The sequence below is a fragment of the Pedobacter yulinensis genome, from assembly GCF_003029735.1.
Taxonomy (GTDB): Bacteria; Bacteroidota; Bacteroidia; order Sphingobacteriales; family Sphingobacteriaceae; genus Pedobacter; species Pedobacter yulinensis.
The window spans coordinates 228153-245184 of the sequence record NZ_KZ686269.1; the positions used below are offsets into that span (position 1 = coordinate 228153).

Sequence of the window (17032 nt, forward strand, 5' to 3'; positions counted from 1 at the left end):
TTCGCTTCTGCGCCAGATACCTGGGGCCTTAAGCTACCCGCACGACCTGGTTGATTTTTTGCATCTTCCGTTGACCGTGAAATGGATCTTTACACCAAAGCCAGCGCAATTTCCTTTTCCAAATTGTAATTGCAGGGTGCAGAAACCATCCCAAACTGACCAACCGGATTCAGGTCTAAAAAATAGTATTGTGCGTCCTCGCTTGAATAGATGATATCAAACGAAGCACAGTTAAGTCCGTACGCCTCCAGCATCCTATGCAGCTTGTTTTCGTATGCCTTTTCCAGGCGGTATGGCGCAACCCGGTTTGGCTTCTCCCGGTCATAATTGCGAAAGTCGATGTTGGTGTTGGCGTTGTTCTGGGAGAATATGGCCATGGCATAAAACTTGCCGGCGAGGTAAAACACCCTGATCTCGTATGCTTTGGGTATGGCCTGCTGAAAAAATGTGGGGACGAAACGCTCCGGCAGCGCATCGATATCCGCCTTGTCGATCATCGCCGTATAGGCCATGTGCGAGAAGTCTTCCTCATCCTGGAAGGAGAAAGGCGAATTAAGGGGCTTTGAGATGATGCGCTTTTCCTGCTGAAAAAAATCGACCAGTTCACTTTTGCAGCCGGTAACCAGGTACCTGGGCGCCAGAACATCATGTTTCTGACAAAGATCCATCAGGTATAGTTTGTTTATATCACTGTTCCTGAATTTATTCACCGAAGGGATCTGGTCGAGCCGGTGGTAAAAATATTCGATCAGGGCTGTATGCTCGGAACGCAGGTAGTCTTTGATCAATTCGCTCTTAAACTTTGCAAACAGATTCAGTCCCCCACGGCGGTACCACATTTTGGTGATTTGGCTGCCTAAGACTGTCTCTCCATCAATGCTGATGGCGAAATCTGCTGAAGTCAGCCAAAGCAGTTCTACAGCCGTATCTTCATTGATTCTGATACAGGGTTTTTGCAGACGGATCAGCCAGCTGATCACAGAACTTGTTGAATAATCGCTGTTGATCGAGAAAATGAGTATCACTTAACTTGTTTTTAAAAGTAGCTGTAGGACATCTTTTATGCTGCATGAGGAAAAGTATGCTGCATGAGGAAAAGACCATCGGGCTGGTACAGCCCGATGGTCTTGGAGCGCACTAATCAGTTTGCCAGGCTGTAGTAACCTGTGGGCCTATCGAGTTGCCCTTATCGTCGTACATGGCTGTCGTTTTATCCGCGCAGTGATCACCGTATGTGTATTTGCTGCACATGGCCTGGGTGCCCATGGCACGGCCGCCATTCACCTGGCAGTTCTCCAGGGCTATTCTTTTCTGGAATAATTTACTGTTGTTTTTCATGTCTCTTCAAGTAAAGTGTGATAGGATATTACGGGCAGTTGGTGAACCAGCATTCTTCAAGCAGCTTTTTCTGGTCTGTCTGTACGGTCTGGTAAATTACGGTACATCCATGATCGTCTACGTAGGTGTTCTGCGTGTTCTTGTAGGTTGTCGTATCGTCGGCACGTCCACCGCTGATCTGACTGCTCTTCAGTTCGATTTGTTTGTCGAACAATTTGTTGCTGTTTTTCATTTTTTTTAGATTTAAATTGTAAGATTTTTTCAATGACAACGGCAGAATGTTGTCGGTACCGCGTCCTTGTTAGCGAAAATCATAACCCACCGGAGTGGCAGGGGCAGGCTGGTCGAAGCCAATGTCTGTGCAGGTGTCCGGATTTTCTGGCTCTCCTGTTTGTGCAACAGATTGTTGATGGCTGGGTCTCAGCCGGCCGCCGTTGATTTTGCTTTCCCGTAGCTCAATCTTCTTTTCCAGTAATTTTTTTTGAAGTTTCATAGTGAAATAGATTTAAGTGATCAGGTCTTTGCCAACCTACCCTGGCAACTGGGTTTCGTTCAATTAAAATTCACGATTAAACCCAGGGCCTACAAGGTGCAGTTGACATGTGCCGGCTTTGCGTCTGTTTTCGCTGTATTTTGCCTGATATTCGTTAAGCAGCTTTTGGCGGTTGCTTGGCAAACAGGTGCATGCCCTTTGTTAAAGGGCATGTGCTCGGTATCAGTCGGCGGCCCATTATCCTGAAACCATAGTCAAATAAGTGCGCAATCCGTACAGATATCGCTCAGAGTGCCGCAAATATGTATTCATTGCTGTAGGGTATAGCCAGGATGCTTATTTTTAAAAACTAATTTATCTGTATTTCTGCCGATGGCTATTTTATTCGCTGCAAGCAATTCATTCTAAATGAACATGACTAAAAACATCATACTGAGCCTATGTCTTGGTCTGCTATTCGTGTTTTCCTGCAACCCTAAAGAAAGCGCCCGCCATGATGCAGCACAGCCGACAGCTCATCCTGCCGCCCAAAAGGATTACTTGTCTTTCATTATTGCTTTAGACACACTGCCATCGGCCTTGGTAAAAAAGACCGTTCATAAAGAAGATAGCCTGCTGGGCAAGATGGCAAACAAAACTTCAAATCCTTATTACTTTTTTTTTAAAGCCAGAAGATATGTTTATGCCGGAAAAACTGACAGCGCATTGTTGACTTACCCGCAGATGCAGGACCCGGGGCCTACAGATGACGTAGAGCGGCTAAAAACCCTAGAAATGCTGACCCAGAAAATAAAGGGAGGTGGTACAGTTGAGGCAGACCTGATGAAACAAATCTATGCTGGTTTAAAAGAAGCTGAAAAGACCGGCAGCCGGCTAACTTATCGATTTTACGACTTGCTGGCGCAGGCTTATTTTCAGAACCGCAACGAAAAAAAATCGCTGGCGTATGTCGCCGTTTATTTTGAAAACCATCCGTTTAAAACTCATCCGATTGTTAAGCAACGCTATTTTGATATCTCCTTTCTCCTGGCCTCGAGGGTGGGAGACCTGAAGAAAATGACCGCCTGCAACTTAAGCGCGCGGAATCTGGCTAAAGAGGTAAAAGATAGCCTGGCGATTGCCCGGACATACGACAATGAAGCGCAGATTTACGGCAGGCAGGGCAAAACCAAACAAGCCCTTGCGTGCAGTAAAATCTATTTTGATTATCTGCAGAAAACCAATACCGTTAACGCCGTCGCCTGCAATAACCTGGCGACTGCGTTTTCCCAAAACAAACAACCCGATTCTGCAATCAGGTATTACAGAATGGGTATCGAAATGGAAAAGGCGCTATCAAACGGTAAGAGAAGCAGCATTTACTATAAGGGTTTGACAGAGGCTTATAAAACCAAGGGTGAGTTTTCCAATGCCCTGGCGGCAATAGATTCAGCCTATCAAATTGATTTAGAGAACACCGCGGCTATGGAGGTCATGAAAGTGGCCGAACTGCATGAGAAATACGAAACTAAAAAAAAGGACAAGAATATCGCTGACCTAAATGACCGGAACAAGCTGAACGAGACCATCATTAAACAGCAACGTTGGACGCTTTTTTTAATGGGGATCATTTTTCTGGCGGCGGTTTCTCTTTTCTATATCATCTATCGCCAACAACGTTTAAGGGAAAAGAATAAACTGCTGAGATCGCAAAATGAGAAGCTGGTTTTGGAACAAAAAGTGCTGCAGGTTCAGTTAAACCCCCATTTTATTTTCAATGCCATCGCCAATTTACAAAGCCTCATCGCTTCGGCACAAACAGAAAAATCGGTATGTTACCTCAGCTCGTTCTCCGGTTTGCTGCGTGGCGTGCTGGAGCAAAGCAGGAAAGATTTTATAGAAATCGGGGAGGAAGTGGCATCGTTAACAAACTACCTCCGTCTGCAGCAGTTGCGGTATACCGATGCCTTTGATTACCAGATTACGGTAGATGACGGTCTGAGTCTAGGCGACACACTGATCCCGCCCATGCTGATCCAGCCGTTTGTTGAAAATTCGATTGAACATGGTTTCAGAAACATTAATTATAAGGGGCTGGTGAAAATTTCGTTTAAAAGGAACGAAGATACGCTGGTCATTGAAATTGATGATAACGGCAGCGGACTGGCAAAATTTCCGGAAGAACAACAAAAAAGGCAGTCGCTCGCCCAGGTGATCTTAAAAGAAAGAATAGACAGGCTATTTACCGCAAATGGGCAACAGGCCAGGTGTCAAGTGAATGACAAGGGAACCAGTGGTGCAACAGGGGTAAGGGTAGAAATACTGATCCCGATCATTACAGAATAAATACGATCAACATGAAGCTCTATATTTTAGAAGACGAAACCCTGATTGCGCAGCACATTCTACAGATCGTAAACAAAATTGCCTATCTCAAAGTGGTGGGTATGGCAGGGGAAATTTATACCGCTAAGAAAGAAATCGCTTTACTGAAGCCCGATCTGGTGCTGGCAGATATCCGCCTGAAAGACGGGGACAGCTTCCAGCTGTTTGACGAGATGGAAAGCCTGGATTTCCAGGTCATTTTTCTAACTGCCTATGATCAGTACGCCATTCGGGCGCTTAACCTGGGTGCTTTTGCCTACATGCTCAAACCCGTCGACGAACTTTCCTTAACCGCCTGGCTAAATAAATGTTACCAGCATCGAGAAGAGGAGGCAGTAGCGTCGCACCAGCTGGCCGTAGCCAGAGAACATTACCTTGCTCAGGGGATAACTGCCACAAAAAGAATTGCCCTGAAAAGTTTGGAATGCATAGAAGTGGTATCCCTTGACGATGTGCTCTATTGTAAGAGCGATAAAGGATACACGACATTTTATTTATGTGGCGGCCGCGAGATCCTGGTTTCGAAAGGCCTCAAAGACTATGAAAGTTTGCTTACGCCATTTGGGTACATCAGGTGTCATCAATCCTACCTGGTTAATTTCAAGTTTGTTAAAAAATATTATCGGGAAGGTTATCTTGAAATGGAAAATAAGGAAAAGATCCTCGTTTCAAGCCGGAAAAAGGAAGAGGTGCTCAGGTACCTGGAAAATATTTCATGATTGCTGAACATGGAGTTGATCAGATGCGCAACTTAGGTGTCTTCAGGAAAAATGTCGGGAAAAGTTGAAGGGAAAAAGGCAATTTGAAAATGAAATGTTTTAATTAAGTTTAACGAGCATGGTTTAACAACATTCGGTATACACGCATGTACGAGAAAAAAATTCCAAAAAATTATGACTGCGGCATGGCTGTATTGATGGAAATAATTGGCGGAAAATGGAAAACCTATCTTTTATTTCTGATCAATTCCGGTGTGCGGAGACCTAATGAATTGCAGAAATCAATTCCCGAAGCCAGCAGACGGGTTTTGGATCTGCAGCTTCGGGAATTGGAGTTTCATGGAATTGTCCAAAGAACCATTTATCCCGAAGTTCCGCCAAAAGTGGAATACGCTTTAACGGAGTTCGGACAATCGCTGTTACCTGTAGTATTGGAAATGGATAAATGGGGAAATGGATATTTGTCAGTCTTTAAAGAACTCATGGAAAAAAAGAAATCGGTTTAGGCATTGGTACGCCTGATTGTTTCAACAATACTTGTCGTGCCATTTTCTCCGAACCCGCTGTTGACAGTTTCTTGAAATAATTTTTCAATGCTTTCGGGAACCGAATAATCAAGATGCGCTTCCCTGGATGTTTCAGTGACATGCTTAGCGCCGGCTAACATCATTTTGAGACTTTGCTGAGAACCGTCGTAGGTTTTGGTATCGATCTCTTCCGGAATATTGGCATCTTGAACCAGATAAGGTAAAAAATTCAAAAATCCCTGCATGTAAGGTTCGAAAGCTTTTGCGTCGATATTCGCGGACTTTATAATTGCATAACTTTGAACTATACCGGTAATAGACGCGTAAAGCACATTTAAAGACGCCTGGTAAAATAACATGGCCAGCCCAATTTCATCCCCCTTGTAATCAGTTCTCGACAGAACCTCCAGATGTGACTGATACCTGTCAAAAACAGCTTTGTCGCCACTATAGAACGTATAGGAATTTGGATCTTTTTTACCCACCAGCGGCGGTGGTACCATAATCCCCCCTGAGAGAAAACCAGCGCCAAACAGCTCCAACCAGTCTTTAGCTTTACGAACCTCCTCAGGAGTGCCGGAACTTAAATTCACTACAACTTTTCCTTGCAGATTTTCAGTCGATTCATGCAAAACAACATAAAAAATATCATAATTAGTTAAACTGACGATAATTAATTCACTTTCATTGATGGCTGCTGATATGTGGGAATGAAAAATGCCTCCTGATTGTACCAGGTCATCTGCTTTAGACCGCGTACGATTCCAAAGATGTACTTCGTAGCCCTTAGCCAGGTAGGATTTTGCAATTGATTGCCCCATTGGGCCAAGTCCGATTACTGTTACTCTATTCATCATCATAAATTTTGAAAAGCAAACTTCAGACTTAAAAAAACCAAATAGAATAACGGAAAAAATTATCCCTATATGAAAATAATAGCCGCCAGGGTCGGCGTAAAAAATGCGGTTCAAAAGGGGGCTATGCCTGCAAGTATTGGCGTTCCATGTGCAGTAGTGTGTTTTCGTAAAAGATGCTTAAAATGAAAACCTACCTAAAGCTCTATGATCAGGAAATTAAGAAGCTCTTTTCCCTGCTCTGTCATATAGCTGAAGGGATGATCTGTTAGCTTGATATTGCTGATGGGAAAAGCAACTGGTTTGCAGGGGGAACCTGTTTCTCTTCTGGTTACAGTGTATTGAATCGTTGTTCGTTGCAAATTGCTTAACTGGATTAAGTAGTCGTGCTGGCCTTCTTTTGTATCAAACAACATCAGTTGTATTGTGCCATAATAGGATGAGCCGACCACCCCGGATTTCACAACTTTCCAGTTCTTGTGAGCTGTATTGGTTGTCTTTTCGACAACCACAATGTCAGATTCCTTTATGCTGCCATTGGTAAGCAAATTTTCTCCGGTGCCTTTAGCCAGAACTTTCAGATAGGCAGTAGCCGGTGGCGACTCATTCAATAAACCGTCGCAAGGATTACTTACCTGATCTGTTTTACGGCAACCCGCATGGATCAGTAAGATTATAATAAGGAGAAGTGTTGGTCTGTTACAATGCTTCATGAGGCAATAGTCTGGTTCGGTGCTGCTGCTCAAGCGGTCTGATCTGTTCCTTGGCCAAAAAACCATCTCTGGCGCCCAAGCCGGACTGGATGGTGAACAGATTCTGTTCCGATTGAGATTACTTTTTCACTCGCATTCCGAAATTAACAACTTTAAAAACAGTACACAATGGCTATTAATAACCATTAGCCTGGCTACACGCTCGGCGGCTCGACATAATTCCGGTCTCAATCTTTAAGCAACTAGCCAGGCAGACTGACTTGGTTCGGGCAGCTGCACCAAATAACCAGACAGATGATAAATCAGATATTAGATCTGTAGGGGACATGAAAAGATTTGCTTTGAGTGAGGTGACCAGCAACCGCCAACCAGCTCCCTGAAACAGCCAAAAGCAGGCCGCATCGGGCCTGCTTTTGGTTGAACATGTATCGGTACAGACCGGCCCGCATTGGCCGGTCCACAATCACTTTACTCTCCCACAGGGATCGGCGTGTCTACACCGGTTGAGGCAGCCGTCCCGAAGTTTGGCGAACCGTCTGCATTCCAGGTTAGTTTCTGCATGCGCGGCGTGCGGGCACCGCCGGTGGTATTGGCCACGCTGCGGGCGTGGTAAATAAACCAGTGTTCTTTCTGCACCACGCCGTTGGGATTGGTAAAACTGCTGGTGAAAAAGCCGTTGTGGCCCGGACCATACACGCCATTGGCATCATTGCGGGTAAAAACCTGCTTCTTGTTGATCCAATCTGCCGGCACGGTGGGGTTGCCGCCCGCCTTCAGCTGGATCTGTGCCAGGCAGTAGTTGTCGCTGCTGTAGCGGCTGGCCGAGTAAATGATAAAGACCGGGCTGCTGGCGTCTTTTTGCAGCATGATCGGGCCCTCGTTCACGCCCGCACCGATCGAGCTTGGTTCGTGTTTTTCCCAGGTGTTGGTGGGCGAGGATATCTTGACCCGTGATCCGCTTACCGTCCAGGGATTGGTCATGGGTGCCAGGTACAGGTACTGTTTGTAGCGGCTGGCGGTACTTTCCCAGCCAGACCATACAAAATAGTTCGTTGAACCGACGGTGAGGATGGTGCCGTCAATGGCCCATTGGTCGGTATCGTCGCTGATCTTCCCTTTGAAGGTCCAGGTGCCGGTCATCGGGTCGGCGTTTGCATTTTCTAAAACGTACATCCGATGGGTGTCGCCGGTGCCGTCATTGGCGGCAAAATAGATGTACCATTTTCCTGACACAAAATGCAGTTCGGGCGCCCAGAGGTTTGAAGAATAGGCGGTGCCGGCAGGCGGGGTCCAGACCACCTTTTCGGTCGCAGACGACAAGAGCGACATGTTTCTCGTTTTGCGCAGGCCGATGTTGCTGCCGCGAGTGTACATGAAGTAATAATAGCCGTCTTTTTCAGCTACATAGGGGTCGGCCCGACTTACGTCAATCAGCGGGTTTTTGAAATTCAAGTTGTGGAAATTGAACAGGTTTTGCGTGCCTGTGCTGGTTGTTTTCTGCCTGATCTTGGTGCCGGGTGTGTTGTTGTTGGGGTCAAGCACCATGTTCATGCCTGTTGCTTTGTTGATCAGGGAGTACATGTTGTTGCTGCCTGAATACACGACCGACCAGCGCTGGTTGTCGTTGTTGTCGTTTGTGCCCTGCACCAGGATATCGCCCGAGGCAGAACTGTTTGACTTAAGGCATTTGTTGCTGGTTACGTTAACCAGCTTGCAGTAAACGGAGTCGATCTTGACCAGTTTCCATTTCTGGCCGCTGTTCGGGAACCACGACCACTGCTGGATTTGTTGATTTTCTGCGGTCGAGTTGCCGGTTACTTCCACCGCCGGACCTGCGGGCCAGGAAACGGCAGCAGTAATGCGGTAGGTGGCGCCGTCAACGAGCCGGCTAAGCGAAGATGCGCTGCTGCTTAAGCTGAGTTGGTCAGAAGGTTGCTGCCCGGGAACGGTGGCTTCTTCCTTCACGGCTTTTTTGCAGGCTGTTAACGAGAACAAAACGGCGATAATCACCGGAATAAAAGGTTTGCTCATAGGACATGATTTGTGCCGCGGCGCAAGCGGGAGCTGGGGCAGGCGGCTGGTTTACATTGGGTTAGCTTTACCAAATAAAAGCACTGTTGGGCAAATCATCTGTTCAATGTATTGTTGATCTGTCTCATTTTTTCACAGTAGCCCGGCAGAAAAAAAGCTGCGGTCTGCAAATGCGGATAAGTTTTTTAAGCAGCGGTTCTCCTTGAAACAAACAACCTAACCTGCTGGATCAATCTTGAATTATTGAACAAAGTATTTCCGGTTTCAAAATATTAAATTAGATTTGTGTACGTACACAATTGTTTCTGACAGTATTTTAGCCGTTTCTTTTAGCTTATTGCCTCCGTTTCTTTCCCCGTCTGGATCAGAATTACGTGTACGTTAACGATTGTGTTGTTACTTAAGCATATCATTCGCATATATTTTTAACAATCACCTAAACTAAAACAATGAAAATGAGAAACTTTAAATTCGCCATGCTTACGCTGGGGGTACTTGCAGCAGGTGCTTGCAGCAAGCAAAAAGAAGGCCCGGCTGTAACCGGCCCGGAACCACGGTCGGCCGGCAACCGGAACCAGCAGGCGGCAGTCACCAATCCGAACAAAGTGGTGATCGGTTATGTACCTGGTTGGGTCAATGTGACCAGCCTGGCCAACTCGATAGACTTTGGCATTGTGACCCACGTTAACCTGGCCTTTTTTGCGCCGAGTTCCAGTGGCGGAATGATGGCCAATGGACAGCCCTTGTTCAGCGATTTTAACGCATCAGAAATCAACGCGGTCGTAACAAAAGCCCACGCGGCGGGGAGAAAGGTACTTGCTTCGCTGGGCGGGGGAGACCCGGATCCCAATGCGGGTAACATTGCCATACAGTTTCGCGCAGCCAACCGCGCCAACTTCATCAATAACCTGGCTGCGTTCGTTACCTATTTTAACCTGGACGGGATTGACATCGATGTAGAGGGATCGACGCTGGAGCAGATTAAAACCGAGCAAAACTATGCGCCCTTTGTAGCAGCGCTGCGGACCAAAATTAACCCGCTCGGCAAACTGGTTACCGCGGCTACAGCCGCCTTTAACGGGGGGGAAATTCCGGCGTCTTCATATGCCTATCTCGACCTGATCAGCATCATGTCTTATGATAATGGCTGGGGCGGTACGTCGAACCATTCTTCTTATGACGCCGCCCTGCAGCATATCAACAAATTCTTAACGCTTGGCGTACCGGCGTCCAAACTTGTTTTGGGAGTTCCTTTTTATGGCTACAAACCTACCGTTGGAACCGGCTACAAAGCCTGGAATCAATTGATTGCCCAATATGGCGCGGCCTCGGTTGCGTATGTAGATACCTACGATGGTTACAAGTACAACGGCATTACCGCCATCGAAGCAAAAACGAAATACGCCGCGCAACACATTAAAGGGGTGATGATCTGGGAACTCTCTCAGGACGTTACCGGTACCTACAGTCTGTTGCAGGCGGTGGGCAGAAAAATCAATACGCCGGCACCTTAACCAGGACCAGATATGCTTAATGTACGTGTCAGCGACTGCCCAGGCGGTTGCTGACATGTTTTCAAGAAACCGGGTGCCGTATTTGGCGCGAGTAAACACGGCCGGTTCGTTTTTTCCGACAAGCTGCCGGTAAATTGGAAGTGCTTCGTTAACGTTAACATTTGGCGCAGGCGCCGTTGTTCTGTTCTTTAAATATCTCTACATTTGTTAGGGATGAAAAAACGAGCTGAAAATACCACCGGCATCAGAGAGATTGCAAAACGTGCCAATGTTTCTATTGGTACTGTTGACCGCGTCATCAATAACAGGCCGGGTGTTTCGGCAAAAACCAAGGAAACGATCCAAAAGATTATTGAAGAGCTTGACTACCAGCCAAACATCATGGCGCGTATGCTCGCCTCAAAAAAGGTGATCAGGATTGCTGCTTTAATCCCATCTGTATCCAATGAGACCGGCTACTGGAACGCCCCTTTAAAGGGGATCAACGAGGCCGCCTCCGAGATCAGGAACTTTGGGGTGGTTGTAGACAATTATTTCTTTGACCAGAATGCGAAACAGACTTTTACAGACCAGGCAGACAATATTCTTAAACAAAACTACGACGGACTGCTGCTGGCGCCTATGTTTGAAAACGAATCAATCGCTTTCCTTTCACGCTGCCGGCAAAACCATATTCCGTTTGTACTGATCAACTCAGACCTGGCAGACCAGGCCAACGTGGCCTATATTGGCCCTGACCTGTTTCAGAGCGGTTACCTGGCGGCACACTTGTCAAAATACCTCATTTCTGCATCACAGACCGTACTGGTGGTAAACATATCGAGGGAAATAGACCTTCATCATCACCTGCTTAAAAAAGAAGAAGGCTTCAGGACCAGCTTTGAAAAAGAACATACCGGCGTGGCCATCGATAAAGTAGATATCAATGAAACAGATTATGATTCGCTACAAAAAACGCTGAAACGCGTCTTCAAAAAAAATAAGCCCGACCTGGTTTTTGTAACCAACTCGCGGGTATCTTCAGTAGCCAGATTTTTTGAAGAAAACAAGATCCAGGACGTTAAGCTGATCGGTTACGACTTTCTGGAAGAAAATATCGAATACCTGAAAAAGGGGACAATTGATTTTCTGATCTGTCAGAAACCACAGGAGCAGGGGTACAAAGGTGTCATGTCCATTTACCAGCACCTGCTGCAGGCTCCTGTAGAAAGTGTGCAGTACATGCCGATCGATATCATTACCAAAGAAAACTACAGCTACTACAAAAATTAACAAAGGCAACGGCAGTTTTTTTCACAAAAATTTGCTTTTCAAATATTGTTTAATATATTCGTGTACGTTAACGGAAGGTGTTCTGAACAAATGCTTCCTGCAGATGAGGGCATGTTCCTTTTTTTTTAGCAAAAAACGTGTACGTTAACGGTGTTAGTGTACGACCGAATATAAAATATCCCCGTTGTTGAATACAGGTGAATAAGCCAGCTTGCCGGAAATGCGCTGGCTTGAGATACCTGTGCTTAAGTTAGCAGAACCAAACCACTACATACTTTTAACCAACAAACGATTGAAATGAAACAAACTTTACAAATGACGCGGGTTTTTCCCGGTTTCATTTTCCTGCTGCTATTTCTGAGCTTTTCTGCGACCAGCTTTGGGCAAACAGGCTCATTTAATGTAACCGGGATAATTTCCAATGAGCATAACTTCGCATTGCCAAATGTAAGCGTGCTCAATAAAAAGACCAAACTGGCGGTCACAACGAATGCCTCAGGCGGCTACTCGATCAGGGCAACTAACGGAGACACGATCCAGGTGAGCCTGGTCGGCACTGCGACCCAATTTTTCGTGGCCCGGGATTCCCGAAAACGCGTTGATCTTCGTCTCAGTGAACAGGTTACCACACTTAATACCGTAGAAGTGCGCACTGCCCTAGGTATCAAGCGAAGTGAGCGGGAGCTGGGTTATGCCGTCACACAGGTTAACGGCGACGATATCAACAAAGCAAAAGAAACCAATGTCATTAACTCCCTGGCTGGCAAAGTAGCCGGCCTGGTGATCACGAGTACGGCCGGGGGGCCGGCCGGCTCGTCAAGAGTGGTGCTGCGGGGATCAACAAGTATTACCGGCAACAACCAGCCCCTGTATGTTGTAGATGGAATCCCGATGGACAACTCCAACTACGGCCAGGTGGGAACCGATCAGTTTGGCGGCGGCGTAGACATGGGCGACGCGATATCTGCCATCAATCCGGATGACGTCGAATCAATATCTGTACTGAAAGGGCCTGCTGCAACAGCACTCTACGGAAGTTTAGCCGGCAATGGTGTGATCTTAATCACCACCAAAAAAGGCAGCAACAGCAAAGAGCTGGGGATTGATTTTAACAGTACCAATTCGATAGAAACGCAGCTAACCCGGTATGATGATGTGCAATACATTTATGGACAGGGCAGAAACCAGTTGCTGCCGGTCGATCAGGCTTCGGCTTTCAATAGCCTCTTTATTAATTTCGGTCCGCGGCTGGATCCCGGGATCAATCTTGTAGGCTTTGACGGGGTAAGCAGGCCGTATGCACTGGTCAAAGATAATATCCAGAACTTTTTTCGCACGGGTTCGTCGTTTAACAACACGGTAGCCCTGAGCAGCTCGACAGAAAAGTCGAATTTCAGATTTTCTGCCGCCGATCTGAGGTATCAGGATATCGTACCAACAAGTGACATCAGGCGAAACACCTACACCTTCTCAGGACGTTCAAAATTCGGCGACAAGTTCTCGGTTGAGGTGCGGGCAACCTATATGGACGAAGAAGTGAACAACCGTGCGGGACTGGGCGACTCGCCCTCGAACATTGGTATGAATTTTAACGGTCTGGCCAACAACATAGACCAGGAACTGTTCAAAACAAATTACAAAACGGCCCAGGGCGATTACCTTGACTGGGGTGGCGGCCAGTTCCGGCTCAATCCGTACTGGGTCATCCAGGAAATGTACAATAAAACTGACAAGGACCGGCTTACCGGCTCGCTGAATGCTACCTATCAGTTTAGCAAGAGCTTTAGTCTTAATGCGAAAGCTTCTACAGACATTACATTTCTCGAATATGAAAGTTACAGGCCCCGGTCTACCCCAGGAGCTTTAGGCGGTCAACTTGACCAGGTTAACCAACGGTACACGACCAACCAGACAGAGGTCCTGGCAAGTTATACGAAGCAGATCGGCAAAGACTTCAATGTATCGGCACGCCTGGGCGGAAGCATCAATAACCGCATCCGCAAAGGCACAACATCCGCGTTCTCTAACATGATCATCCTGGACGCGATCAGTGCGGGCAGTTACCTCGATAAATCAGTCATTCCGAATGATATACCGCGAACCATCAGGTCGGCCTATGGGCTGGTAACCGTCGGCTTCAAAAACTACCTGTATTTGGATGCAACGGTAAGGCGTGATCAGTCTTCGACATTGCCTGAAAACAACAATACCTATACTTATCCGTCGTTGTCCGGCAGCTTTGTATTTACAGATGCTTTCAAGGTAGGCACTAAAATCTTATCGTTCGGCAAATTAAGGGCCTCTGTAGCAGAAGTGGGAAATGACACCGACCCGTTCCTGCTGGATTTGTATTATTCACTCAACCAGCTTCCTTTTAACGGATCATTGAACGGCAGGATTTCATCGCGGGTAATCCCCCCGATCGATTTAAAGCCGACCAGGACCAGGTCTTTCGAAATCGGTACGAACCTGAAATTTTTCAAAAATAAGATCAATTTCGATGCGGCCTACTACAGTTCGAGATCGAGAGATCAGATCAATATTGTGCCTGCTGCGTTCTCATCGGGTTATCCGCAGCAACTGATCAATGCCGGTGTCATTGCAAACCAGGGAATCGAATTGCTCGTTTCCGCAAGTCCACTGTCTGACAACAGCAAGATCAAGTGGGACCTGAGTGTGAACTTTGCCAGGAACGTGAGCAGAGTTGAATCCTTATCTGAACGGGTAGGCGAATACCTGTCGCTTTCAGAAGCACGCTGGGCAGGGTTACGCGTGGTTGCCAAACCCGGTGAGCAATACGGGACAATGATGGGCTATGATTTCATGCGTGATCCGGATGGTAATGTCATCCTCAACGCTGCCAATCTGCTGCCTATTATTGATCCCAAAATGAAGGTCCTGGGCAAAGGTGTATTTGACTGGACCGGAGGTGTAACCAGCCGCGTTTCTTATGGCAACTTCAGTCTGAATGCATCATTCGATGTTAAATACGGGGCCGACCTGTTTTCAATGACCAACCTGTTTATGCATGCCAGGGGTTCTGCCACGGCGACCCTGGCGGGCAGAGACGAGTGGATTCTTTCTGAAGAAAACCGTTTGGCGGCTAAAAAGACCGCTGCTGAGTGGGCTGCCGAAGGGAAAGTGGGCGGGTTTGTGCCGCAGGGGGTTATCAATACAGGTACTGCTGCCAACCCGGTGTACACACGGAACACGCGGGCAATGGACCCGTCGCTGTACTGGACAACCTTTGTTACCGATGGTTCCAACATTGCCACGCCCTTTGTTTACAAGGCGACCTATGTCAAGGTAAGGGACCTGACCCTGATTTACAGTTTACCACAGGCGCTGAACAAAAGACTCGGCTTGAAAGCGTCTTCAATAGGCCTCGTAGCCAGAAACCCGTTCATCATTTACAAGGATGTACCCAACGTGGACCCTGATTCAAATTACAACAACAGCAATGGCCAGGGGCTGGAGTACGGTTCACTTCCCAGCCGGAGAGGCTGGGGCTTTAACCTGAATGTGAAATTTTAAAGATGTCGATCATGAAACAAAAAATAACCTATATAGTCCTGCTCGCGGTGATGCTGAATTCGCTGGGATGCAAAAAATTCGGCGACCTGAATGTAGACTCAACCAGATCTTCCAACCTGGATCCGGCCAGTCAGCTGATGTACACACAGGTGTATTTTTCGGGAGACCTGGGCATACAGGAACGAACAAACTACTTTATGCTCATCCCGATGATGCAACAGTTTGCCGGCGCTTTTAACATGAGTTTCGGGGCTGTGTACAAAAAAACGCCTTCTTACTTGTGGCGAATGTTCGATGAGAGCTACCAAAATGATGTCGTCAACATTGTCGATGCAGTTGAGCGCAGCAAAGGCGTGGCCAGCCAAACCAACCTCAATGCCATGTGCAGGATCATGAAGGTCTATATCTTTGCCCGCCTAACCGACACGTATGGTGATATTCCATATTTTGAGGCCGGGAAAGGTGCTGCCGGCCAGATCCGACCAAAATTCGATGCCCAGAAAGACATTTACTACGATTTCTTCAAAGAGCTTGCAGAAGCTTCTGCCCAGTTAGACCCTGCAAAAGACAGGGTTGCTAACGAGTATTTCTATAAAGGCAACATACCGGCCTGGAAAAAATTCGCCAATTCGCTGCGGCTTCGGCTGGCCGTTCGCCTGTCTAAAAGAGATCCCGAAAAGGCAAAGGCAGAAATACAGGCAGCCTATGCGGCCGGTGTGTTTACCAGCAATGCAGATATCTGTATGACGAGACATGAGAATGTGCCAAACAGCTTCCAGGATCCCCGCCCCAACGGCATCTCGGCCGCCTGGAACAGCAAAAACGAAATGGGCCGCGTGGTGAACACCTTTTTAAACGCGCTAACCGCCACGAACGATCCGCGTGTAAACCACCTGATCAAATGTTATCGTGAATTTAACCCGGTGGCACCAACCAGGTTTCTTGAAAGAGAAGACATCACGGCGCAGGTCAGGGCAAAAATCGGTTTGGTAGGCGCCATACCAGGGCGTTACAACTCTGATGATGTATTAAGCACCACCGCCATTACACTGGCAAATGGAACCAGTTATACCCCACGAAGTATAGATCTTAAGCCGCAACTGAACCACAACCTGCTGAGAAACGATGCGCCGTTTTTTCACATTACCTATGCAGAAGTGGAATTGTTGCTCGCTGACGCGACCCAGCGTTTCGGCCTGAACCTGGGTGGTACAGCACAGGATCATTATTACAAGGGGGTTGAGGCAGCGATGCAGCAACTTGGTTTGTACCCCGGCGGCCCTGTCGTGACCGCGACCGAAATCAACAACTTTAAAACGGCCAATCCGCTGGTTGCGGGCCGCGAGTTGGAACAGATCAATACACAGCTTTGGATTGCCTTGCTGCTAAACGGGAACGAAACGTATTCGAACTGGCGCAGAAGCGGATTCCCGGTACTGACCCCTTCGCCTACAACAGAATCGGTGTCACAAACCATCCCGAGAAGGTTTGAATATCCATTGTCTGAAAAACAGCAAAATACGGCTAACGTTGAAGCTGCGATTAAAATTATAGGCACAGACGACTGGACAAAACGTGTTTGGTGGGACCAGGAATAATTAACGCTGTACAGGTGGCCACGCCATGTCCCGTAGGGCACCGCCCCGGAACTAAATCGGGATTGGCGCACCACC

General features: G+C 47.2%; 14 protein-coding genes. 7 read left to right on the top strand and 7 right to left on the bottom strand.

Going from position 1 to position 17032, the window contains the following annotated elements:
* Positions 1-89: 89 nt before the first annotated feature.
* The 4 genes from gwsG to C7T94_RS08370 form a co-directional block, all read right to left on the bottom strand.
* Positions 90-1025, bottom strand: coding sequence for a grasp-with-spasm system ATP-grasp peptide maturase (gene gwsG, locus C7T94_RS08355; RefSeq protein ID WP_107214921.1), 936 nt, complete (start codon positions 1023-1025; stop codon positions 90-92).
* A 112-nt stretch (positions 1026-1137) separates the two neighbouring features.
* Positions 1138-1338 carry a hypothetical protein gene (locus C7T94_RS08360; protein ID WP_107214922.1) on the bottom strand — a complete coding sequence of 67 codons (201 nt, stop codon included), beginning with the start codon at positions 1336-1338 and terminating at the stop codon, positions 1138-1140.
* 28 nt (positions 1339-1366) lie between these two features.
* The gene (locus tag C7T94_RS08365) at positions 1367-1570 is read right to left on the bottom strand and encodes a hypothetical protein (protein ID WP_162618607.1); all 204 of its coding nucleotides are present in this window, start codon (positions 1568-1570) and stop codon (positions 1367-1369) included.
* Positions 1571-1639: 69 nt separating this feature from the next.
* On the bottom strand, positions 1640-1831 hold the full coding sequence (locus tag C7T94_RS08370; protein WP_107214924.1) for a hypothetical protein: 192 nt from the start codon (positions 1829-1831) through the stop codon (positions 1640-1642).
* Positions 1832-2239: 408 nt separating this feature from the next.
* On the opposite strand from C7T94_RS08370, the gene C7T94_RS08380 reads away from it, so the two are divergent.
* From C7T94_RS08380 to C7T94_RS08390, 3 genes are all read left to right on the top strand, one after another.
* Entirely contained in the window at positions 2240-4156 is a 1917-nt protein-coding gene (locus C7T94_RS08380; RefSeq protein ID WP_107214926.1) for a histidine kinase, read from the top strand.
* A gap of 11 nt (positions 4157-4167) precedes the next feature.
* On the top strand, positions 4168-4914 hold the full coding sequence (locus tag C7T94_RS08385; RefSeq protein ID WP_107214927.1) for a LytR/AlgR family response regulator transcription factor: 747 nt from the start codon (positions 4168-4170) through the stop codon (positions 4912-4914).
* A gap of 146 nt (positions 4915-5060) precedes the next feature.
* Complete coding sequence (locus C7T94_RS08390) at positions 5061-5420, top strand: winged helix-turn-helix transcriptional regulator (protein WP_107214928.1); 360 nt, start codon at positions 5061-5063, stop codon at positions 5418-5420.
* Here C7T94_RS08390 and C7T94_RS08395 read toward each other — a convergent pair.
* The 3 genes from C7T94_RS08395 to C7T94_RS08405 form a co-directional block, all read right to left on the bottom strand.
* A complete protein-coding gene (locus C7T94_RS08395; protein ID WP_204353246.1) occupies positions 5417-6301 on the bottom strand; it encodes an NAD(P)-dependent oxidoreductase in 885 nt (294 codons plus the stop codon). The two genes, C7T94_RS08390 and C7T94_RS08395, sit on opposite strands and share 4 nt — an antisense overlap.
* A 191-nt stretch (positions 6302-6492) precedes the next feature.
* Positions 6493-7008: a hypothetical protein gene (locus tag C7T94_RS08400; RefSeq protein ID WP_162618609.1), complete on the bottom strand. Its 516-nt coding sequence runs from the start codon at positions 7006-7008 to the stop codon at positions 6493-6495.
* A 468-nt stretch (positions 7009-7476) separates the two neighbouring features.
* Positions 7477-9039 (bottom strand): family 43 glycosylhydrolase, encoded by a 1563-nt coding sequence (locus C7T94_RS08405; RefSeq protein WP_107214931.1) that lies wholly within the window; start codon positions 9037-9039, stop codon positions 7477-7479.
* A 455-nt stretch (positions 9040-9494) separates the two neighbouring features.
* Here C7T94_RS08405 and C7T94_RS08410 point away from each other — a divergent pair, with 455 nt between their 5' ends.
* From C7T94_RS08410 to C7T94_RS08425, 4 genes are all read left to right on the top strand, one after another.
* Positions 9495-10553: a glycosyl hydrolase family 18 protein gene (locus C7T94_RS08410; RefSeq protein WP_162618610.1), complete on the top strand. Its 1059-nt coding sequence runs from the start codon at positions 9495-9497 to the stop codon at positions 10551-10553.
* A 213-nt stretch (positions 10554-10766) separates the two neighbouring features.
* Positions 10767-11825, top strand: a complete 1059-nt coding sequence (locus tag C7T94_RS08415; protein WP_107214933.1) for a LacI family DNA-binding transcriptional regulator — start codon at positions 10767-10769, stop codon at positions 11823-11825.
* 297 nt (positions 11826-12122) lie between these two features.
* The gene (locus C7T94_RS08420; RefSeq protein ID WP_107214934.1) at positions 12123-15359 is read left to right on the top strand and encodes a SusC/RagA family TonB-linked outer membrane protein; all 3237 of its coding nucleotides are present in this window, start codon (positions 12123-12125) and stop codon (positions 15357-15359) included.
* An 11-nt stretch (positions 15360-15370) separates the two neighbouring features.
* The gene (locus C7T94_RS08425; RefSeq protein WP_162618611.1) at positions 15371-16957 is read left to right on the top strand and encodes a SusD/RagB family nutrient-binding outer membrane lipoprotein; all 1587 of its coding nucleotides are present in this window, start codon (positions 15371-15373) and stop codon (positions 16955-16957) included.
* Positions 16958-17032: the final 75 nt, after the last annotated feature.